Below are 21819 nucleotides of genomic sequence, written 5' to 3' on the forward strand. Positions count from 1 at the left end.
TTACATTACTAATATAATCAATCGCTCCAACTATATTGGTAAAGTGTAGCAGTTCTGCTATTTTTGGCGACTTAATCAGCACCCGTTTTTATGCAAAGAGATAAACTAGTATTCGACCTTATCGCTCAGGAAAAGGAACGACAGGTATCAGGTATAGAATTGATCGCTTCGGAAAACTTCACATCGCCCCAGGTAATGGAAGCAATGGGAAGTGTTCTTACGAATAAATATGCCGAAGGATTACCTGGTAAACGCTACTATGGTGGATGCGAGATAGTGGATCAGGTAGAGGAGCTGGCTATCGAACGGGTGAAAGAACTATTTGGCGCTTCATGGGCAAACGTTCAGCCACACAGTGGTGCGCAGGCCAATGCCGCCGTAATGCTGGCTGTTCTCAACAAAGGAGATAAAATTCTGGGGTTTGACTTATCGCATGGCGGCCACCTGACACATGGTTCACCGGTGAACTTTTCAGGTAAACTTTACGAACCCATCTTTTACGGGGTTGAAAAAGATACAGGGCTTATCGACTTCGATGCAGTAATCGCTACTGCAAAGCGGGAAAAGCCCAAACTGATTATTTGCGGTGCGTCAGCGTACAGCCGCGATTGGGATTATAAGAAACTAAGAGAAGCGGCAGATGCAGTTGGCGCTTTGTTGCTGGCAGACATATCACATCCATCCGGCCTCATTGCTCGCGGCTTACTTAATGATCCGCTGGAATATTGTCATATTGTAACCAGCACAACACACAAGACGCTTCGTGGTCCACGTGGCGGTATGATCCTTGTAGGTGAGGATATCGATAACCCCTGGGGTCTTAAAACCCCCAAGGGTCAGCTCAGAAAATTATCTGCATTGCTCGATTCAGGCGTGTTCCCCGGAACACAGGGTGGTCCCCTGGAGCACGTTATCGCTGCAAAAGCCGTTGCTTTCCAGGAAGCACTTTCCGATGATTATCTTCATTACGTAGTTCAGGTTGCCAAAAATGCAAAGGCAATGGCCGACGCATTTATTCAGCGCGGATACAGTGTGATTTCCGGGGGCACTGACAATCACATGATGCTGATCGACCTTCGATCCAAAGGGATCACCGGAAAGATCGCCGAAGCGAGCCTCGGTCAGGCGCATATCACAATCAACAAGAATATGGTGCCTTTCGACACGGAAAGTCCGTTCGTTACCTCCGGTATGCGCGTTGGAACTGCCGCCATCACAACCAGAGGAATGAAGGAATCGGATATGGAAAAGGTGGTAGCTTTAATCGACCGGGTTCTTGAAAACCATTCCGACGAGGCAGTACTCAAAAAGGTAAGCGAGGAAGTCAATCATTGGATGCACGAGTTTCCCCTATATAAATAGAAAGTGGCAAAAGCACTCGATCAACCGCAGGAAGAGAAGGAGATGTCCTTTCTCGACCATCTGGAAGAACTCAGATGGCACCTTATTCGTGCGTTAATCGCAATCATGACCATATCCATCGTGGTTTTTATGGCCAAGGACTTTGTATGGGATACAGTGATTTTTGGCCCGGCACAAACTGATTTTCTAACCTGGCGAATGTTATGCAAAGTGGGCGATCTGATAAACTCACAGGCACTTTGTATTGATGATATACCATTCATGATCCAGAGCCGAAAGATGACCGGGCAGTTCACTATGCACATCACATCTTCATTTGTGATCGGTCTGATCGTATCTTTCCCCTATGTTTTCTGGGAAATATGGCGTTTTATAAGTCCGGGCCTCTATTCCAAGGAACGGCAGTTATCACGGGGAGCAGTGTTCTTTGTAACACTCCTGTTTATGATGGGTGTATCATTCGGTTATTTTGTAATGGCACCCCTGGCAGTCAACTTCCTGGCCAATTACCAGGTAAGTTCGCTGGTACAGAATGAGTTCGATATTACCTCCTATGTTTCTACCGTAAGCATGTTGGTTCTTGGCAGCGGAATTTTATTTCAGTTGCCGATTGTTGTATATTTCCTCACGAAGGTCGGGCTGGTTAATCCGCAACTAATGCGGGCTTACCGAAAACATGCAATTGTCGTGATCCTCATCCTGGGTGCTCTTTTAACTCCCCCGGATCCGCTCAGTCAGATATTGATTGCTATACCGCTATTCGGATTGTACCAGTTCAGTATATTCATTTCAGGGCGGGTAATTAAGAGACAGGCTCGTGAATTAAAAAATGAACAAGAAGAAGTAAAAGAATCATGATGACGTTAGCGATTGGTGGCGATCACGCCGGTTATGAATTCAAGAGTGCCATAATTGAATACCTGAATGAAAAAGGTATTCAAACAAAGGACTTTGGTACATATTCAGCTGATTCAACAGATTATCCGGATTTTGCTCATCCTGTATCACTTGCTGTTCAAAACAAGGAATTTCCGTTGGGTATTTTGATTTGCGGAAGCGGTAACGGGGTATGCATGACTGCCAATAAACATCAGGGAATCCGGGCGGCGCTATGCTGGAATGTTGAGCTTAGTGAGCTGGCAAGAAAGCATAATAATGCCAACATACTTTGTCTGCCTGCCCGTTTCATCTCTATTCATCTGGCCAGGAAGATCGTAGACGCATTCCTCGCCACGAATTTTGAAGGCGGTCGTCATGAAAGAAGGGTAAGTAAAATCGGCTGCTAGTTTTAGTTCCTACTGTATAATATCCCATCGGAAGATCTGTATTCACGAAAGGCTGGAATTTTAGAAACCAGTTCGGGCATGATTTTCTCCTGATCAATGATCACCTGGGGCATGTCATTTGAAAATCCCCGGCCAATGATACTCAGGTTATCATAATAATTCAGCTCATTGAATACCTTTTGGGAAAGTGACCATTCCAGGAAAGGTGTTGCTGGCCTGGCATTCAAGTATGGAGCCATATCCGGACCCAGAACCAGGATCTTTTTATTATTGATCTGCTCGTTGAAGTTGGTTTCTTTAACGATATAGTTCCCGGAATCCACCAGATCCCTGGTAAAGAAAAATCCAAAGAACGTACCAAGATTGAAGAATACCGGAGAAATAATGAAAATTATGAATACGATCTCTGCCAGCCATTTTTTACGAATATTCAGAAAATACTGACTGATATAATAGGACACAGGTGGGACAAAAATGATCAGATTCGCGGGTACAACCACACGGACAAGAAAAATGTAAACAATACCGAAGCCCGCCCAAAGCAACATGAATTGTGAGAGGTTGGCCTGAAAGACAGTGAACCGGCCGCGTTGAACAACAGAAAAAAGGCCAAGAAAGAAAAACAAGACCGGCACTGAGAAAATGATCAGAAGTGCGGTCCAGTTAAAATAGGATGTATCTCCAACACCCAGTGTTGGATAGACATAGTGCAGGACGAAATCGTTCAGGCGTCCTGTTACCATGAAATAGGCAGCAGTCAGGCCAAGCGGCAGAAAAAACCCGTAGACGAGGAGCAGATATCGCCGCAGGATTGTGCCGCTAAAAAACACGAATGCCAGGATAATGAAAGGAAGAAAAATTATGTAGGGCAGGTAAAACAGCGACGCAACCCCTACATGAATTCCAATATTCAGGATCATCTCATCGCGTTTTGCCTTAAACTCGAGATGGCTCAGAACATTATTGAGTGCGAGTAAAATGAATGTCAACCCAAGAATTGATGGCGAAAGGGAATATTGATCGAAAAACCAGGACATCAGCAGCGCATAAATGAGGCCCGGCACATAGGTGTTTTCGTCAAAAGCCTTATTGATTAGAAGGATTTTATTGAAAATAAAACTCTGGAAGAAGATAATGAGCAGTGAAATTATTTGTAAGGCAAGCTGAGACCTGCCTGCTATGAGGTCGATCACTCCATAAAAAACCGCTGAAAGTGGGCCCAGACGTGTCCAGATCTCATCGTATAAACGGTTACCCTCACTAAATTTTTCCCCTACCAGCAGGTAATCCAACTCAGGATAGGTAAGAGTACCATCTGCAAGCATGACAGGCAGACGAATGATCAAAAGCACCAAGAATATAACTATGAGACGATAGGGATCGTTAATTCGGAAAAACCTGAGCAATTCTTTATCTTTTAAATTCTTCTGTGCGGGAAAGATACAAATGTATTTTGAAATGGTTTCCCCACTATTTGAATTACAGGCGGAAAAATAAAGTAAATAATAGGATATTTGCACTGATGAACGAGAGTAAGCGGCAACAGAAATTTTCAAAACTGATTCAAAAAGATCTCAGTGAAATTTTTCATAAAGACAAACACGGGATTTTTGGATCTGCGCTGGTCACGATTGCGGCGGTAAAAATGACCCCGGATCTGAGTGTGGCACGTGTATACCTGAGTATGTTTCTCGACGATAAGGAGAAAATGCTGGATAAGATTACCGATCACAAAAGTGAGATCCGAAGAGACCTTGGAAACAAAATTGCGAAGCAGGTGCGTATTGTACCGGACCTGGAGTTCTACATTGATGAAATTGAGGAACGGGCTGCGAGGATCGATAAGATCATTTCAGAACTGAACATTCCACCCGCAGAAGAAGACGAAGATTGAATTTACCCCTGTTCATAGCACGTAAATATTTCCTTTCGAAGCGGAAACGAAACTTCATAAATATCATATCGGGTATTTCCATGTTGATCGTGGCAGTATGTACCGCGGCACTGATCATTGTTCTTTCGGTATTTAACGGACTGGAAGATCTGCTGCGATCGCTATATAATACGTTCGATCCTCAGATCAAGGTAGAAGCGACCATGGGCAAGTCATTTCACTACACCCCCACACTAGCCGATTCCATACAGATGGTTGAGGGGGTTGATATTGTGACAGAGGTTATTGAAGACTACGCCTATGTTAAATACCGAGATGCAGACATGGTAGTTACCATTAAGGGCGTCAGTGATAACTTTCTGGAACAAAAAAGGATTGATTCGGCCATTGTGATGGGCGAACTGCGATTTCATGACGGGCCAGTAAATTATGCCATCATAGGCCGTGGGGTAAAAATGGCGCTATCCATCACCCCGGGTTCAGACATTTATCCTTTACAGGTTCATTATATCAAGGACGTGAAGTCCACATCCCTTGACCCTAGTAATCTCTACAGCCGCAAAAGTATCCTGGCAGGCAGTGTTTTTGCTATTGAAAAGAATTACGATGATAACTACGTATTTGTACCTCTGGAATTTGCCAGGGAGCTGCTGGATTATGAGGACAGGCGAACCTCTCTTGAGATTAAGGTAGCAGAAGGTACCGACATAGATGTTGTAAAGGAACGTTTGAGCTCGTTGCTCGGCGATCGTTTCAGTGTACAAAATAATGAGGAACAGCATCAGGATCTGTACAAGCTGTTAAACCTCGAGAAGGTATTTGTATTTATCGCATTTTCCTTTATCCTGGGTGTTGGTTCAATCAATATCTTTTTTGCCCTTTCGATGCTGGCAATAGACAAAAAGAAAGACATCTCTGTTCTGTATGCCATGGGTGCCAATGACAGACTTATCCGGCGCATCTTTATTCTTGAAGGTGTAATCATCAGCCTTGGCGGTGCGTTGATCGGAATGCTTGCCGGTGCGGGCATCTGTTGGTTACAGCAAAATTACGGAATAGTGTCGATGGGAATGGAAACGTCTGTACTGGAAAATTACCCGGTGAAGATGAAAGCGATTGATTTCCTTTACACCAGTGCTGCGTTAATCGGGATTACCTTCCTGATTTCCTACAGGCCTGCGATTATAGCCACAAGATACCAGACAGCCGAACATCTTTAAGCTTCATCACCAAAAGTAGCCGCTTCACGATAAAGTGAGCAAATATTCACTGTTTGCCCGATGGATTTTTGTTCATTTTGGTTAATTTGCCTTTTCGTTTTTTAATTAATACATGAAGGTTTCCGCTTCTCAGCCCTTTCAAATTATTTATTCATTGTACCAGCACGAGTACCTTGGTTACTTGTTCGAATCCTTTGTGGTTCATCTGGATGAAAATGGAAAACTAACCCTGCAGCATCAAAACATCTCCTCTAAAAATGCCAAGGAATTTGCGCACGGACTGGATGAAACAGATTTTATGCTGATTGATTTGATGGATGCCATGCAACAGGAATCCGTAATAAAGCATTTTAATAAGCGGAGCATCAAACCAGAAGACTTCTTTCTTAAAACTTATGATTCCCAGAAAGGAAATGAAACCCTTCAGAAGGAAATTGAACATTACCTTGAACGGAGGCGTGCTAAAATACTGGCAAACCTGAAGGGGAAGCGCGTTTTTGAAATGGGAAACGATGGCGAACCTGCCTGGAAGGAAATAGAGGTTCAGGAGACAAAAGCGACCATTTTGTTTCATTTCAGAAGGAATGAGGAGAATACACACTATTTCCCCACCATTAAACATAACGGCGAAAAACTGGATTTTCAGTATAAGTCGGCCTACATCGTTTGCAAGAATCCCGCATGGATGGTACTGGGGGGCAAACTTTACAGTTTCGAAAAAGATGTAGACGGCAAAAAAATCCTTCCTTTCCTGAACAAACGCTTCATCGTTATTCCTAAGAATGTTGAAGAAGCGTATTACAATAAATTCGTCGCCCCGCTTATTGCTTCCTTTGATGTTTATGCGAAGGGATTTGAAATCAATACCGAGCGATACGCACCAAAACCCATAATTACTCTTTCGGAGCTGGCTTCGAATAAGGCTGCCCTCACTCTATTCGGAGAAAACGGGAACGGCCATGCATCGGATGATGAAAAGATTCTGATCGAACTGATGTTTCAGTATGGTCCATTTAAGTTCAAGGCTGATAACATCGGTAAAGTAAGTGTGACTGTCGAGAAGAAGGGTGAGTCCTATGTTTTTCATCGCGTACAGCGCAAGCAGAGTTCTGAAAAAAGTTATCTGGATATATTGAACAGCACCGGAATTCATCTCAAGAATTCTAAAGCTATTTTCTCAAAACCCCAGGCATTCGGATGGCTCGATCAGCACAGGGAACTATTGGAATCAAATGAGTTCAGTATTAACCAGCGATCACTCAATGGAAAGCGTTACTTCATTGGCGAATATAAAATTGACATTGAGGTTCGGGAAAACATCGACTGGTTCGATATCAATGCTGTCATCAGGTTTGGGGAATACGAAATCCCGTTTCAAAAGATCAGAAAACTCATCCTTCGCAAGAAACTTGAATTTGAATTGCCAAACGGTGAGATCGCTGTTATTCCGGATAACTGGATATCGCAATATGGTGATCTTTTTGCATTTTCAGAGGAGGAAAAGGACGGTTCCACCACCCTTAAAAAGCACCATCTGGCACTGGTCCAGGATCTGAAAGATGGAAATATGGCCCAGGTGCAAATGAGCCGGAAGCTGGAAGGACTGCGCGAATTTGAAAAGATAGGCGAGGCAACGATGCCGGTGAAGTTCAAAGGATCACTGAGGCCTTATCAAAAGGCAGGATACAACTGGTTGCGATTTCTCAATGAATTCCATTTCGGCGGCTGTCTTGCAGATGATATGGGTCTTGGTAAAACGGTGCAGACACTTGCATTTCTTCAGTCAATGAAAGAACAGGGACAGGAAGGAACTTCCCTCCTGATCATGCCCACATCACTGGTTTATAACTGGCAAAATGAAGCACGAAAGTTTACACCCGGACTGAAGGTATTCGTTTATACGGGAACCAACCGCATGAAAGATCCCAGCAAGTTCAGCAAATATGATATTGTTCTTACTAGTTATGGTATTGTCCGGCTGGACATAGATATCTTAACACAATTCTATTTCAACTACATTATCCTGGATGAATCCCAGGCCATCAAAAATCCGGGGTCGAATATTGCGAAGGCTGTTGGTCATCTAAAATCAAGAAGCAGACTGATTCTTACGGGCACTCCATTGGAAAACAGTACAATGGATCTGTGGTCGCAGATGAACTTCATCAATCCCGGACTGCTGGGCGCCCAGTCCTATTTTAAGAATGAATTTCTGCACCCCATCGAAAAGAAGGGTGATGAAGAGAAGCTGAAAAAGCTGCACAGCCTTATCAAGCCCTTTATCCTGCGCCGCCATAAATCTCAGGTAGCTACTGAACTACCGGAAAAAGTGGAAAATATTCAAATCTGCCAGCTGAGTAAGGACCAGGAGAAAGAATATGAACAGGTTAAATCTTACTATCGGGATAAGATTCTGGAGAATATTGAAGCTTCCGGCCTCAACAGGTCGCAGCTGCTGCTGCTTCAGGGTCTTACCAAATTAAGACAGATAGCAAATCATCCAAAAATGGTGAACCCGGATTACGACGGTGATTCAGGAAAAATGGAAGACGTGATATTTATGCTGGATAACGCCATCAGGGATGATCACAAGATTCTTGTATTCAGTCAGTTCGTTAAACATCTTTCCATACTCGCCGATCACCTGCGTGAACAGAAAATTGATTTTGCATACCTGGATGGGTCTACCAAGGATCGGCAAAAGCAGGTTGACAGATTCCAGGAAGAAAAGAACCTTAAAGTATTCCTGATATCACTGAAAGCCGGGGGATTGGGTCTTAACCTCACAAAGGCTGATTACGTCTTTATTCTTGATCCGTGGTGGAACCCCGCCATTGAGGCTCAGGCGGTTGACAGGGCACATCGGATTGGACAGGAAAACAAGGTTTTCACCTACAAATTCATCACCAAGGATACGGTGGAGGAAAAAATTCTCGCACTTCAGAGAAAGAAGAAGCGGCTTGCAGCAGATCTCATCACCACTGAAGAAAGCTTCGTGAAATCTCTCAGTCAGGAAGATATTCAATCATTATTAACCTGATCATGTCGAATTCGAAGGATTCACATATCCGGAAAATTCGAAAGCTTGAGGCAGAAGCCATACAACTGGATCCTTCGTCTCAAACGAGAACTGAGCTACAGAAAGACGTACTCAGGTATTCAAATGATTTTCTCGACAACTTATCCAATTTACCGACCTACAATCAGGACGGGTATGATCTGGATTCGTTCGCGCCGGATGAATTTATTGACGAACCCACCTCAGCCGATAAACTGCTCAAATATGTAGAAGATCATGTGCATCAGCCTGGAATTAACGCCGCATCCGGCGGTCATATGGGATTTATTCCCGGCGGTGGCGTCTATACCGCAGCCCTGGGGGATTATCTTGCGGCTGTCTTCAACCGTTATGCAGGTGTTTATTTTGCAGCGCCCGGTGCTATAAAAATGGAAAATGCCCTTATCCGCTGGACAGGAAAATTGCTGGGGTATGCGGGTGATTTTGCAGGCAACATTGCCTCGGGAGGCAGCATCGCAAACCTGATAGCCATCACTACGGCACGCAATGCGCACGGCATTCGGGGCAAAGACTATGAAAAAACGGTCATTTACTACTCAGAACAGGTTCATCATTGTGTATTGAAAGACTTGCGTGTGGCCGGACTGGACGAATGTGTTTTACGACAAATACCGCTTAACCGCAGCTATCAGATGGATGCCGGGATTCTGGAAAAGCAGATCCTGGAAGACAGGGCATCCGGACTCAGCCCGTTTCTTTTGATCGCATCTGCAGGCACAACTGACAGCGGCGCGATTGATCCGCTGGATCGACTGGGAGACATTTCACGTGAACAAAATCTTTGGTTTCATGTGGATGCCGCTTATGGTGGTTATTTCATGCTTACAGAGGAAGGAAGTAAAAAGCTGAACGGAATCGCAAAATCTGATTCTGTTGTGGTGGACCCGCATAAGGGCCTTTTCCTTCCGTTTGGCACTGGTATTGTGATCGTAAAAAAAGCCTCCCATCTCCGCCATGCCCATGATTTTAAGGCAAATTATATGCAGGATACTGATTCATTTGATCAGGAACTTTCACCAGCAGACGCTTCTCCGGAACTGACAAAGCATTTCCGTGGTATGCGTATGTGGCTACCGCTTCGATTGCATGGAATCGCACCCTTCAGGGCTTGTCTTGATGAAAAACTGGAACTGGCAAGATATTTCTACCGGGAAATTAATCTTCTCGGTTTTGAGACCGGTCCTTCACCGGAACTAACAGTGGTGCTCTTCAGAAAAACGGATGAAAGAAGGAATGAAAATGAGATCAATCAGAGAATAGCGCGCCGGATCCTGGAAGATGGAACTGTTTTTCTTTCCACAACCACCATCAATGGCGTATTCTGGCTGCGTGTAGCCATTCTATCATTTCGAACGCACCTTCGGGAGGTAGATTTAATGCTTGACAGGCTCCGGGAATTTTCCCAGGCGAATTGATTCCCCATGGTTGTCAGGACCCCTGCTGCTCCCCTTCTTCTCTCTTGAGTTTCCAGCGCTTATGGCTCCACAAATATCCGGGGGGATCCTGTTGAATGGCTTTATCCAGAGCCCGCACATATCTTTCAAGCAACTCCTGGCTGTCTTTTTCATAGGGCGGTTCCATAAGATACTCCAGCCTGATCCGGTATTTCCCTTTTTCGACACGGAGAACGTTCAGAAAAAATGCCGGATAGTCGCCCATCTTGGCGATAATATCGGGGCCGGTAAAGAAGGCTGTCTCCTGGTTCAAAAAATTAGTCCAGTATTTTTGTGAAGCCTTGCGCGGTGACTGATCTGCGAGCAGGGTCACATAACGCTGATTATTCCTGTTTCTGGCAATGTCGCGAATAATCTGTGCCTTTTCTATCATCGTCGCACCTGTAGAAGTTCGCGAATCCAGCATGTACTTATCGAATGTCTTACTGCTCAGGCGCTGATAAACAACTGAAAAGGGGATACTGGTCTGAACACAAATCCCATGTAATGTAAGCTCCCAGTTGAAAATGTGTGATGTGAGCAGCAGAATCGCCTTGCCCTGTGCGATGAACTCATCCAGGCGGGGGTCCACCTCCAGCTCGTTGTGTGCAATAATCTCATCATGGGACATATTCATGATCTTGAGTGTTTCAACCGCATATTGTGTGAAGCGGTTGTAGAACTCACGGGTATAGCCCTTGATGGTCGCCTCGTCTTCATCCGGAAAAGAACGCCTGAGGTTATCAAAGACCACTTTTCGGCGGTACCTGAAAACATAGTAAAGCAGAAAGGAAAGAAAGGCAGCTTTCAGATAAAGTATGCGTAAAGGAAGACGGCCTAAAAGCTTGATTATAAACATTGCGAGGCAAATTTAATGAATTCGGATTGAAGAAGGGCAATCTGCTATCACACTGAAATTTCAAAAAGTGTATCTTTGGCGGCATATGAAGGATAAAGTAGTCATCATTACCGGAGGTTCTTCAGGTATCGGCAAAGCGCTTGCCGAAGAATTTGGAAAAAAGGGTTCCAAAATCCTGATTACCGGAAGGAATCAGCAATCGCTTGACGAGGCGTTGATAGAACTGAAGTCCGATGGTATTGAAGCGGAAGCGATCATCTCCGATGTAAGTAAGGAAGAAGATAACAAACGTATGGCCGAATACGCCATCGAGAAATTCGGAAAGATCGATATACTAATCAACAATGCCGGAATCTCAATGCGGGCGATGTTCGAGGATGTGGACCTCGACGTGGTGAAGAAGGTTATGGATATCAACTTTTATGGTGTACTGTATGCCACCAAGTATTGCCTCCCCCACATCATCAGGCAAAAAGGTTCTGTGGTTGGAATCTCATCCATAGCCGGATTCAGGGGTTTACCGGCACGAACGGGCTATTCCTCCTCTAAATTTGCCCTGCAGGGATTTCTCGAAGTATTACGTACTGAAATGCTTTACAAAGGTGTACATGTACTCACGGCATGTCCGGGCTTTACTGCATCCAATATTCGGAAGCGCTCACTTACCGCCGATGGAAGTGAGCAGGGTGATTCTCCCAGGCATGAGGAGAAAATGATGACTGCTGAAGAATGTGCAGGGCATATATATCGCGCGACAGTGCGCCGCAAGAAATACCTGATCCTCACATTTCAGGGTAAGCTGACGGTTTTTCTGAACAAGTGGTTCCCCGGATTAATGGATAAAATGGTCTACAAGGTGATGGCGAAGGAAGCGAATGCTCCCTTGAAGTAGAAAATATGATTATATTTGCATAACCCTGGAAGTATGATTCAGAAGTATTTCCCTTTCGACAAGAATTACCTGCTGGAGAAAGCTCAACTGTCACTGGAAGAGGAGCTTATAATCCATCTCATAGAACACTGTAAATCCTATTACCTTCGGGTGAATAATCCACTGGGAATCATGGATGATACGTCCTTGAAAATCATGGAACATCAGACGGCATATACCGACCGGCTGAGCGAATTTTACCGGCATCTTTGTGGTGTATATCGTTTCAAATTCGGTGACAACCAATTGGAATTACTATTTGATGGAACTGATCACATTATTAAATACCGAAACGACTGGCGAACTGCTTTCATCAGCTGGCTGGATGATCTTTGCGAGGTGCCTCAGTTTATAAGGGCTGTTCTGGAGTTGACTGTATTCTATCCGGAAGACCGGAAAGCAGATCTGGCCGCAAATCGCATGAAGGCGTATATTGAACAGTATTTCGGAATCCGGTTTTATCGTTACCGGGGAATTGTTGAAATGAAAATAGCCTGATCATCGTTTTATAAAAAACTCCTGGTAACCAACGGGTTCAGAGATCTTATGATCGACTGCGGTCACCACAGCGGCAGGCGGGCCCTGATGGCACCACTGTAAAAACTGGTCCAACTGCTCTTCAGGTCCCTCAACAGAAATATGAACGGTTCCATCGCCACAATTCATGGCATACCCTTTCAAACCGAGTTTTTTGGCAACATCCCGTGCAGAAGCCCGGAAGAGAACGCCCTGCACCTTTCCCTGGACATCAATTTCCCAGCGTCTCACCCTGAATTATTTTTATCCCTGAAGATGTTCCCAATCTGTCTGCGCCAGCTTCCACAAAAGCAACGGCCTGCTCATATGATTTGATGCCTCCTGATGCTTTGATGCCAACATGGGAGGGCAGCATCTGACGCATCATTGCCACCTGGCGAACGACTGCACCCTCGCTCCCAAAACCTGTTGATGTTTTTACAAAGTCAACCCCGGCATCTGCGCAGATATGACAGGCTTTCATGATTTCCTCATCGCTCAGGTAGCAGGTCTCAATAATAACCTTGAGTATTTTGCCGGCTTCATGAATAAGTTTAGAGGATTTTGCAATTTCAATTTTAGGCCAGGTCATGCCATCTTTAAAGGCAGAAATATTCCAGACCAGATCAATTTCGTCCGCCCCGTCTTCCAGTGCAGTTTCAATTTCTTTGATTTTTGTCTGTGTCATCTGATAACCCAGGGGGAATCCGGCTACTGTAACGACCGCAACACCTGTGCCGCCTGCTTCCCTGGCCATACGTTTTACCCAAAAAGGAGGAATGCATATGCCATGAAAGGAGTGCTCAACGGCTTCCTGCAGCAAGGAGTCAAGATCTCCGGGGGTAACCACCGGCGACAATGCCGTATGTTCGATGCGTGATGCGATATCCATCTAATAAAGTTCGGGATACCGACCAGAACATCCAAGGGATCAATGAACGATCCCGCACTCTTTACACAATTTTCTTTTGCCTGCCGGACGTTTTTTAGGTTTCTTTTTATGGCCAAAGTAAAGCGGATCTGAATACTGCGGTTTTTTCATAATTCGGGCTTCCTTCCGGTTATCTTTGGCATTCTGTTTCATCCGTTGTTCAAATTCCAACTTTTTCTGATCCATATTCCGGTTGAATACCTGTGCGAAGGACTCCGATTTATTCTTCTTTGAAGCTTTCCGTGATTTTTCAGCCTTTGGCTGATTTTCTACCGCCGATTGGGCCGGGGAAAAAGGCGCAAAGGAATTATCCCGTTCCGCCTGTTCAGTACGACTTTTCTTCTTCTCCGATTTAGATTTTTTTTGTGCCTGGGCCGAAAACGTAACGAATAGAAACAAAGTGCAGATCAAAAAATATTTCATGGCATTCTGATTTTGCGTTCCTTATTGGAACGTAGAATGCTCAAATTATTGTATTTGCGTCTATTTTTCGCCAGGATGCAAGATTACTTGCAATATTGATCGATATAGAATGAAGATTTCCTGTCGCCCAGAGACACCGACTTTTTCCAGTTTTCACAGGCTTCCTCGCCCCGATCGATGCGGTAAAGGATGTTTCCTTTTACCTTGAAGTAACTTGCATCCTGGTCGTTCAGGCTTATGGCTTTATCAATAGGTTCCAACGCACCACCCACATTTCCAACAGAAACCATTGAATTCGCCAAAGAGTAGTAGGCCTTGTCATCTTTTGGATCAAGGCTGATCACCATCTTGTAGTCGGAAATAGCTTCGTTGAAATTCTCCTGGAGTTCACGGAGGTAGCCACGGTTATAATATGCATCCGGATTTTCCTTATCCTGTGCGATCGCTTCATTCAGGTCGGTAAGTGCCGCCCTTTCATTGTTCAGATAAATATTTGCACGTGCACGGTCGAGATAAACTCCCGCATCCTTTTTGCCGGCTTTGATGGCCAAATCGATATCGGCCAGTCCGGCAGATACCTGATCCAATTCGAGGTAGGTACGGCCGCGCTGATGATACACATCTCCGGTTTTCCTTCCGCCGTCAATCGATCGGTTGTAGTATTGGAGAGCCTGTTTCCAGGCACTCGTTTTGAAATAGCTTTCGGCCAGGTAGAAGTTAACCCGATCATCCTTTTCCTCGATCTTACTTAGATCATCAATCGCTCCGGCGTAATTGCCATTATTATAGAGGGCTTCCCCCCTGTTTTGTCGGGCACGATTATAATCAGGGTCTATCTCCAGCGCTTTAGTATAGGCCGAAATCGCGTCTTCCACGCCACCTGTCTGTTCATATGCTTTTCCGAGGTTGTTGTAAAGCACCGGATCCTGATTGCCGTTAACAATGGCTTTGAGGTAGCTGTCTATTGCCCCTTTATAATTATCCAGACGGAAATAGGAGTTACCCAGTAAATACGGAATTTCCGAATCTGCAGAATTAGCATCAAATGCCATTTTCAGGGTAGCAGACGCCCGTTCATGACGATCCAGTTCATAGTATGATTTCCCGAGTGCAAACAGTGAAGCCGCATTATGATCTTTCACTGTTTCAAGGTCCTGAACTGACTTCTCATATCCCTCCAATTTGAAATGCGCCTGTCCGCGCAGTATTCGCAAGTCTGCATATTGTGATGGCGTAATTGCCCGATCCAGCGCTTGAATTGTTCCTTCCCAATTTTGGGCCTCGAAATGAATTCTTCCCAGTTCAGCAAATAGCCTGGGTTCCGACGAGCCGGCAGCCTCTGCTTTTTCAAGCATCTCCTGCGCCTTCTGAACATCTCCGGTTTCCAGGTAGGAAATTCCGAGCATGAAGGCAACATTCTTTAAGTCATGACCGGCCAACAATAGAATTTCGAGATCCGTAATGGCCGATGTATACTGGGCATCATTGTAGAGTATTTGCGCGCGCATTGCCCTCGCATTCTTTAGTTCAGGGTCTATTTCCAGCGCTTTGTTGAAATCAGCGAGTGCACCAGTTTTGTTGGTTTCCATTCTGATCGTACCGCGATCCACATAATATTCGGTCTTTCCAAATCCTTCATCGATCAGCCAGGTAAGATTTTTTTCTGCCGATACAGAATTTTTTGTGGTCTGGTAGGATTTTGCCAGGGCATGCACGGTTTCTTCCTGCTTCTCTGCCTTTTCCAGGTGCTGGATTGCCAGCTCAGGCTTACCGAGGTAGTAGAAGGATAGTCCACCAATTCGTTCCATTTCAACGTCTGAAGTAGCACGGCCTGCTGCGGCCGCAGCGGGCTCATATTGCTTTAGTGCGTAGTAAGAAATTGCCCTCATACGTTCAGTTTCTATCGGTGTTCCTTTATCAGATACTTCCGAGAGAAGCGCAATTACTTTCTTATAATCCTTTTTTTCGAATGCAGAATGGGCATAAGGATACTGAAGAGCCGAAGGCACAGGCGCTGAAGCTTCCGCTTTTTTAAACGCACTGTATGCTTCCTCAAGGGCACCATTTCTATACTCACATTCAGCAATTCTTTGAAGAATCACCGGATCATCATCACCGGCCTTCAGCGTCTGACGATATTTCTCAAGAGCCGGGATATACTCCTTCAATGCAAATAGAGCGTCCGACTGAGCCCTGTAAATCTCAACACCGGAAGCTCCAAGTTTTTCGGCTTTCTGAAGATCGGATATGGCTTCTTTATACTGACCGCCTTTCAATCGGATCATCCCTGAAGTGGTCCAGAGGATGCTGTTTTCTTCAATTTTAATTGCCTTCGCAATGTCTTCCAGCGCCAATGAAATTTCATTCATTGAACTGTATGCACGTGCCCGTGCCTCGTAAGCACCACATTTCTGAGGATTCAGGGCGATGGCTTTGTTCAGCTGGGCTATTGCTGTTTCATTTTGTCCTTTCTCCATCAGCATTTCACCAAGGAAATAGTATGCGTCTTCATTGGTAAATCCCATGGTTGAAACACGGGTAAGATCATTAAACGCATCTTCTTTACGATCGAGCTTATAGCGGCTCATACCACGATAACCAAAAGATTCCTTGGACGTATTTCCACGATCTATCGCTTCTGTGAGTGCTTTATCAGCCTGCACAAACTGACCGTCATAGTAGTGAGAAGTACCGAGCTTTTGCCATGCCTGCAGATCTCCCGGTGTGGCACGAACAATCTTATCGAAATACACGGCCGCTTTTTTAAATTCATGGAGTGCATAGTATGCTTCCGCCATCAGTGGATTAATATCACCGGGGGATATTCCTTTCGCCTCGGCCCTCTGAAAGTCTGAAACCGCTTCTTCAAATTTTTCAAGTTTCATTGAAACGATGCCGTGCTGAAAAATGGTATTGGCGTCCGCATCTCCTGATTTAATCAGGTGATCCAGGTCTTTCAGGGCTTCCGGCCAGTTCTCCATTCTGAAATTGGCTTCAGCTCTGTTCCTGTGGGCAATTTCCAGCGAAGGGTCTATCTTGATCGACCGGTTAAAATCCGTAACGGCTTCAGCATTATTATTCAATTCCAGTTTGGCTTTACCCCTGTTATTGAATAATACAGCTGTGGAAAGCCCTAATTTTTCTGCTTCATCATATCTTTCTATCGCGTCTCCATATCGTCCCATCTGGAACCGGATATTTCCAAGCATGTAGAACGCATCCTGGTTCCTGAACCCCTGCATAGCAGCCTGTTCAAGATCGGATCCCGCTCCCTGGTAGTCCTTTAATGCATATTTATTCATACCGCGATAACCGATGAGCTCCGGATCGCGTAATTGCTGACGAAATGCCTGATCAAAATCATCTGCAGCGGCTTGAAACTCACCCAGGTGATAATGTGCAATTCCCCTTTTCAGATAAATCTTTCCATCCCTGAAGTTGGAATTTACCAACTGATTATAATCAATTACAGCTGTTTTATAGGCCCCTTCTTCGAGACGCTCATTTGCTTTTGCATACAATTGAGTTAGAACAGAATCCCTCTCCTGGGAATACAGGGACAGGGGCAATACACTTAAAAAAAATATACCTATTGCGGCTAACGATTTCATAGCTACTACATTAAAAAATAAACACCTCACCATATATGAATACCAGGTGCGCGTGTATTGTAACCAACAGGATACTGCGTGAATTTTAAAGATGGATGGAGTCCTGAAGTGTACCGGCAGCATGTATTCTATGATCCCGCCTGATAACGGATCCAACACTAAATTCTGAACATGCCACCCCAAACCCCTTATTGTGGGGAAGAACGTATAACAGGCGGACAACCAAAAGATTTAGTTGGCATTGCTGCCTATATCGCCCTGCGCGATGATCACAGCAAGACTGGAAGTGCTTTCATGTACGTTCACATAGCCATCATAAGCGATAAGATCCGCATATGTGAGGGCGCTTCCAGCATCAGTCTGCTCCACGGAAGTTCTGCTGAACCCAAATGAATTTACATCTGAAAGCGTAATTTCCACAGGACCCGGGCCGGCCGCCACTGAACCACCGTGAATATGTGCGGGATGATCTCCGGTCACGGGCGTCCCGGTAATACTTAATACCACCAGGGCCTCACCATTAATGCGCTCATGCACGATGGCAGTTCCCGTGACACCAGGAATATTGTCGAGTGCATAGGAAACGCTGTTGCCGGTCAATGCATTTTCACCAATATCAGTTTGGGCCAGCAGCGTAAGATCTGCCATACTCGTATGGATATTGATATATCCGTCAAAGACAAGAAGGTCATCATAGGATAGCGGAGTGCCGCCGAGCGCCGCATCAAGTCGGTCGATGTGAGTTTCACTTATTCCCGTATTTCCATCTACCGGCTTGAGAATAACCGCTTTCAGTCCGGCATCTTCCTGGGCCGCGGTACCTATGTGTAAATGTGCGGGATGCATCGCACCGGGAGTCGTATTCGAAAGGATTATCTGTGCGAGAGATTCCCCGCTTCGCCGTTCAAAGAATGTAATTGTACCTGAAACCGTTGAATTATTGCGCTCTTCCAGATCATATGAAATCTCCGTTCCGGTGAGTTCATTACCTCCGATATCTGCCTGAGCCACGATCAAATTTATATCGGTCGGATCATGAATATTCAGATGACCATCGAATAGAAGAAGATCTGAATAGGTTACATCCTGTCCGCCGGCACCGGGATCCAGCGATGAAATATTGGTTGCACTGTATCCATCTGTGCCCGGATTCAGGCTGATTGCGATGGCACCTCCCTCGGCCACAGAATTAACATGAATATGTGACTGAAAAGCATCCATTGACGAGATTTCGATAAGAGTTTCCTGGTTCAGTCTTTCCCTTAAGCGAACCGTGCCCGTTACCCCCGAATTCGCAGCTTCAGAAATTGTATAAGTCTTCGCATTCCCTGTAAAGGAATTTCCACCAACATCACCTGAAGCGAGAACATCATCGTTATTGTCCAGTATCTTTACATGTCCGTCAAAAGCCAGCAGCTGTCCAAAAGTAAAGGGTGTCCCGTCGTCCAACGCCGACGCCCGCAACTGGCTCCCACCTTTAGCACCATCAACCTGTTCCAGAGTTAGTGCAACCACATCTCCGTCAACGGCATTATCGAAATAGAGATAAGCAGGATATTCGCTGCCAGAAAACGTATTATTCAGCTCAATGACAAAATTGACCGAGCCGTCACTGTATTCAGCAAAAATGACCTCACCGCTGATATCATCTGCCGTCTGCGCGACAAGCGGATACGAACGGTTATTTCCGTTGGGTGTTGGCGCGGGATCCCCACTTTCATCACAGGAGTAAAGTGTAAGGATTGCAAGAATTCCTAAAAACAGATAGCCAACCTTCAAAAATTTACCTATCGTACACATGACTAAAAAATTTATCTATAAATCCGCAGCTATTGCAAAATGTAACACACATTTTATGATTATGGATCACAATTTTCTATGAATTGACATAAAAAAAGGCACAAACACCTGTGCCTTCTTTGATTTTCATACGCAATAACCTGTTTATACAGGTTGATCTGAATTTTAAATGTGAATCACCTCGTCATATGCGGCTGCACATGCCTCCATCACTGCTTCAGACATGGTCGGATGCGGGTGAACCGTTTTAATGATCTCGTGTCCTGTAGTTTCAAGTTTTCTTGCTGCCACCACTTCAGCGATCATTTCCGTTACATTGGCTCCGATCATATGGGCGCCCAGCCATTCACCGTATTTTGCATCAAAAATCACCTTTACAAAGCCATCCTTGGCACCCGCCGCACTTGCCTTACCTGAGGCTGAAAATGGGAATTTACCAACTTTCACATCGTAACCCGCTTCTTTTGCCTGAGCTTCAGTATATCCAACCGAGGCAATTTCCGGACTGCAATAGGTACATCCCGGAATATTCTTATAGTCGAGCGGCTCAACATGCTGCCCCGCGATTTTCTCTACACATATAATACCTTCTGCCGATGCCACGTGAGCCAATGCCGGTCCGTGAACAATATCCCCGATCGCAAAAACTCCCGGGATATTGGTTTTGTAGTAATCATCCACAATTACTTTGCCCCTATCGGTTGCCACTCCTACATCTTCCAGGCCAATTCCCTCAAGGTTTGTTGAGATACCCACGGCAGAAAGAACCACATCACAGGCAAGTTGCTCCTCTCCCTTCTTGGTCTTTACTGTTACTTTGCAGCCACGGCCCTTGGTATCAACGGCTGTAACTTCAGCACTGGTCATAATATTGATTCCAGCCTTTTTGAAGTTACGCTCAAGTGCTTTTGAAACTTCCTCATCCTCGACGGGTACAATTCGCGGCATAAATTCAACAATGGTTACTTCCGTTCCGATTGTATTGTAGAAATAGGCAAACTCAACACCGATAGCACCAGATCCAACAATCACCATTTTCTTGGGTGCCTTTTCCATCACCATAGCCTTACGGTAGCCAATAATTTTCTTGTCATCGATAGGCATTGCAGGCAGCTCGCGCGACCTTCCACCGGTGGCAATAATTATGTTATCTGCCTCGTAGGTGGTTTTTTTACCGTCTTCTGCTTCGACCTCTATTTTCTTTCCTGGCTTCAGCTTGCCGAATCCCATGATGGCATCGATCTTATTCTTCTTGAAGAGAAACTGAATCCCTTTGCTCATACCATCAGCTACATTACGGCTTCGTGATACCATTGAATCGAAATCCACTTCGGCATCCTTAATCTTAATTCCGTAATCTTCAGCATGCTTGATGTACTCATACACGTTAGCACTTTTTAACAGTGCTTTGGTAGGAATACAACCCCAGTTAAGGCAAATTCCACCCAACGATTCCTTTTCAATGACACCAACCTTCATACCCAGCTGCGATGCACGGATCGCAGCTACATACCCGCCGGGGCCGCTGCCAAGTACAAGCAGATCATATTTTTGAGACATATCTTCGTTATTTAGTACTACATTTGAGGAGCCCAAATTTAAGCGAAAACGGCGGACTAAAAAACTTTGTTTTGAGGTGGCGCCGAATTTCATTTTCTTTGAATTTCAAACCATACGAAAGATCTGCTATGAATTTATTGCAAGGAAAGACCGCACTTATCACCGGCGCATCAAAAGGGATAGGCAAAGCAATTGCTGAACGATTTGTTGCTGAGGGTGCAGACGTTGCGTTCACCTATTTGTCGAGCGTCGAAAAAGGTGAAGCATTGGAAAAAGAACTTGGCGCTGCCGGTACCAGGGTTAAGGGTTATCGATCGGATGCTTCAGATTTTGAGGCGGCGGAAAAACTTATCAATGATGTTATTGAAGACTTTGGAAAGATCGATATTCTCATCAATAATGCCGGTATTACCCGAGACAACCTGCTGCTCCGGATTTCAGAAGGCGACTGGGATCAGGTAATTAATGTAAACCTCAAGTCTTGTTTTAATACGGTTAAAGCAGTAACCAAACCTATGATGAAACAGCGGGGCGGTTCTATCATTAATATGACCTCCGTTGTAGGTTTGAAGGGAAATGCCGGACAGACAAACTATGCTGCCTCTAAATCCGGCATTATCGGGTTTACTAAATCAGTTGCCCTTGAACTGGGTTCACGGGGAATCCGGTCCAACGCCATCGCTCCCGGTTTCATCGAAACAGAAATGACCGATAAGCTCGATGAAAAAACTGTCCAGAGCTGGCGTGATGCGATCCCGCTTAAGCGCGGGGGCAAGCCCGAAGATGTTGCCGATGCGTGTGTTTTCCTGGCTTCGGATTTATCATCTTATATTACCGGACAGGTGATCCAGGTGGATGGTGGTATGCTTACCTGATTTGCATGCAACTGATCGTCGGTACCAGGTAACACTATT

General features: G+C 45.1%; 18 protein-coding genes. 10 read left to right on the plus strand and 8 right to left on the minus strand.

Translation table 11 applies throughout. From position 1 onward, the window contains the following. The first annotated feature begins 90 nt into the window (after positions 1-90). From glyA to rpiB, 3 genes are read left to right on the plus strand one after another with little or no spacing between them, the layout of a single operon-like run. Entirely contained in the window at positions 91-1362 is a 1272-nt protein-coding gene (glyA, locus tag LDX50_RS06120; RefSeq protein WP_225697526.1) for a serine hydroxymethyltransferase, read from the plus strand. Positions 1363-1365: 3 nt separating this feature from the next. Further along, entirely contained in the window at positions 1366-2220 is an 855-nt protein-coding gene (tatC, locus tag LDX50_RS06125; protein WP_338029996.1) for a twin-arginine translocase subunit TatC, read from the plus strand. Further along, complete coding sequence (gene rpiB / locus LDX50_RS06130) at positions 2217-2648, plus strand: ribose 5-phosphate isomerase B (protein WP_225697527.1); 432 nt, start codon at positions 2217-2219, stop codon at positions 2646-2648. Before tatC ends, rpiB begins: the two co-directional genes overlap by 4 nt. Positions 2649-2650: 2 nt before the next feature. Here the strand turns inward: rpiB and LDX50_RS06135 are convergent, their stop codons facing one another. Next, a complete protein-coding gene (locus tag LDX50_RS06135) occupies positions 2651-3994 on the minus strand; it encodes a DUF6427 family protein (RefSeq protein WP_225697528.1) in 1344 nt (447 codons plus the stop codon). A gap of 176 nt (positions 3995-4170) precedes the next feature. Here LDX50_RS06135 and LDX50_RS06140 point away from each other — a divergent pair, with 176 nt between their 5' ends. The 4 genes from LDX50_RS06140 (at position 4171) to LDX50_RS06155 (ending at position 10256) form a co-directional block, all read left to right on the plus strand. Continuing rightward, complete coding sequence (locus LDX50_RS06140) at positions 4171-4542, plus strand: ribosome-binding factor A (protein ID WP_225697529.1); 372 nt, start codon at positions 4171-4173, stop codon at positions 4540-4542. Beyond that, positions 4539-5762 carry an FtsX-like permease family protein gene (locus tag LDX50_RS06145; protein ID WP_225697530.1) on the plus strand — a complete coding sequence of 408 codons (1224 nt, stop codon included), beginning with the start codon at positions 4539-4541 and terminating at the stop codon, positions 5760-5762. Before LDX50_RS06140 ends, LDX50_RS06145 begins: the two co-directional genes overlap by 4 nt. Before the next feature lie 112 nt (positions 5763-5874). After that, the gene (locus LDX50_RS06150) at positions 5875-8802 is read left to right on the plus strand and encodes a DEAD/DEAH box helicase (protein WP_225697531.1); all 2928 of its coding nucleotides are present in this window, start codon (positions 5875-5877) and stop codon (positions 8800-8802) included. A 2-nt stretch (positions 8803-8804) separates the two neighbouring features. Continuing rightward, positions 8805-10256 carry a pyridoxal phosphate-dependent decarboxylase family protein gene (locus tag LDX50_RS06155; protein WP_225697532.1) on the plus strand — a complete coding sequence of 484 codons (1452 nt, stop codon included), beginning with the start codon at positions 8805-8807 and terminating at the stop codon, positions 10254-10256. Positions 10257-10269: 13 nt separating this feature from the next. On the opposite strand, the gene LDX50_RS06160 is transcribed toward LDX50_RS06155, so the two are convergent. Beyond that, a complete protein-coding gene (locus LDX50_RS06160) occupies positions 10270-11133 on the minus strand; it encodes a lysophospholipid acyltransferase family protein (protein WP_225697533.1) in 864 nt (287 codons plus the stop codon). A gap of 85 nt (positions 11134-11218) precedes the next feature. Here LDX50_RS06160 and LDX50_RS06165 point away from each other — a divergent pair, with 85 nt between their 5' ends. Both LDX50_RS06165 and LDX50_RS06170 read left to right on the plus strand, forming a co-directional pair. After that, positions 11219-12025 carry an SDR family oxidoreductase gene (locus LDX50_RS06165; protein ID WP_225697534.1) on the plus strand — a complete coding sequence of 269 codons (807 nt, stop codon included), beginning with the start codon at positions 11219-11221 and terminating at the stop codon, positions 12023-12025. Between the two features lie 33 nt (positions 12026-12058). Beyond that, positions 12059-12562 carry a hypothetical protein gene (locus LDX50_RS06170; protein WP_225697535.1) on the plus strand — a complete coding sequence of 168 codons (504 nt, stop codon included), beginning with the start codon at positions 12059-12061 and terminating at the stop codon, positions 12560-12562. On the opposite strand, the gene LDX50_RS06175 is transcribed toward LDX50_RS06170, so the two are convergent. The 6 genes from LDX50_RS06175 to lpdA all read right to left on the minus strand — a co-directional run bounded on the left by LDX50_RS06175 (position 12563) and on the right by lpdA (position 20905). Then, on the minus strand, positions 12563-12832 hold the full coding sequence (locus LDX50_RS06175; protein WP_225697536.1) for an acylphosphatase: 270 nt from the start codon (positions 12830-12832) through the stop codon (positions 12563-12565). Further along, positions 12813-13472 carry a deoxyribose-phosphate aldolase gene (gene deoC, locus LDX50_RS06180; protein ID WP_225697537.1) on the minus strand — a complete coding sequence of 220 codons (660 nt, stop codon included), beginning with the start codon at positions 13470-13472 and terminating at the stop codon, positions 12813-12815. The genes LDX50_RS06175 and deoC overlap by 20 nt, the downstream gene beginning before the upstream one ends. A gap of 39 nt (positions 13473-13511) precedes the next feature. Beyond that, a complete protein-coding gene (locus LDX50_RS06185) occupies positions 13512-13934 on the minus strand; it encodes a hypothetical protein (protein WP_225697538.1) in 423 nt (140 codons plus the stop codon). Positions 13935-14017: 83 nt separating this feature from the next. Beyond that, positions 14018-17545: a tetratricopeptide repeat protein gene (locus tag LDX50_RS06190; RefSeq protein ID WP_225697539.1), complete on the minus strand. Its 3528-nt coding sequence runs from the start codon at positions 17543-17545 to the stop codon at positions 14018-14020. 231 nt (positions 17546-17776) lie between these two features. Further along, complete coding sequence (locus LDX50_RS06195; protein WP_225697540.1) at positions 17777-19345, minus strand: hypothetical protein; 1569 nt, start codon at positions 19343-19345, stop codon at positions 17777-17779. Between the two features lie 165 nt (positions 19346-19510). Continuing rightward, entirely contained in the window at positions 19511-20905 is a 1395-nt protein-coding gene (lpdA, locus tag LDX50_RS06200) for a dihydrolipoyl dehydrogenase (RefSeq protein ID WP_225697541.1), read from the minus strand. 128 nt (positions 20906-21033) lie between these two features. Between lpdA and fabG the strand changes: the two genes are divergently transcribed. After that, the gene (fabG, locus tag LDX50_RS06205) at positions 21034-21780 is read left to right on the plus strand and encodes a 3-oxoacyl-[acyl-carrier-protein] reductase (RefSeq protein ID WP_225697542.1); all 747 of its coding nucleotides are present in this window, start codon (positions 21034-21036) and stop codon (positions 21778-21780) included. The last annotated feature ends 39 nt before the right edge of the window (positions 21781-21819 follow it).

Source organism: Fulvivirga sedimenti (genome assembly GCF_020328055.1).

What these genes read in the sequence shown, in the direction of transcription:
- LDX50_RS06150 (WP_225697531.1), top strand. Translation starts at nt 5,875, where the DNA reads ATGAAGGTTTCCGCTTCTCAGCCCTTTCAAATTATTTATTCATTGTAC.
- LDX50_RS06160 (WP_225697533.1), bottom strand. Translation starts at nt 11,133, where the DNA reads ATGTTTATAATCAAGCTTTTAGGCCGTCTTCCTTTACGCATACTTTAT.
- LDX50_RS06140 (WP_225697529.1), top strand. Translation starts at nt 4,171, where the DNA reads ATGAACGAGAGTAAGCGGCAACAGAAATTTTCAAAACTGATTCAAAAA.
- glyA (WP_225697526.1), top strand. Translation starts at nt 91, where the DNA reads ATGCAAAGAGATAAACTAGTATTCGACCTTATCGCTCAGGAAAAGGAA.
- LDX50_RS06165 (WP_225697534.1), top strand. Translation starts at nt 11,219, where the DNA reads ATGAAGGATAAAGTAGTCATCATTACCGGAGGTTCTTCAGGTATCGGC.
- fabG (WP_225697542.1), top strand. Translation starts at nt 21,034, where the DNA reads ATGAATTTATTGCAAGGAAAGACCGCACTTATCACCGGCGCATCAAAA.
- LDX50_RS06155 (WP_225697532.1), top strand. Translation starts at nt 8,805, where the DNA reads ATGTCGAATTCGAAGGATTCACATATCCGGAAAATTCGAAAGCTTGAG.
- rpiB (WP_225697527.1), top strand. Translation starts at nt 2,217, where the DNA reads ATGATGACGTTAGCGATTGGTGGCGATCACGCCGGTTATGAATTCAAG.
- LDX50_RS06190 (WP_225697539.1), bottom strand. Translation starts at nt 17,545, where the DNA reads ATGAAATCGTTAGCCGCAATAGGTATATTTTTTTTAAGTGTATTGCCC.
- lpdA (WP_225697541.1), bottom strand. Translation starts at nt 20,905, where the DNA reads ATGTCTCAAAAATATGATCTGCTTGTACTTGGCAGCGGCCCCGGCGGG.
- deoC (WP_225697537.1), bottom strand. Translation starts at nt 13,472, where the DNA reads ATGGATATCGCATCACGCATCGAACATACGGCATTGTCGCCGGTGGTT.
- LDX50_RS06170 (WP_225697535.1), top strand. Translation starts at nt 12,059, where the DNA reads ATGATTCAGAAGTATTTCCCTTTCGACAAGAATTACCTGCTGGAGAAA.
- LDX50_RS06185 (WP_225697538.1), bottom strand. Translation starts at nt 13,934, where the DNA reads ATGAAATATTTTTTGATCTGCACTTTGTTTCTATTCGTTACGTTTTCG.
- LDX50_RS06195 (WP_225697540.1), bottom strand. Translation starts at nt 19,345, where the DNA reads ATGTGTACGATAGGTAAATTTTTGAAGGTTGGCTATCTGTTTTTAGGA.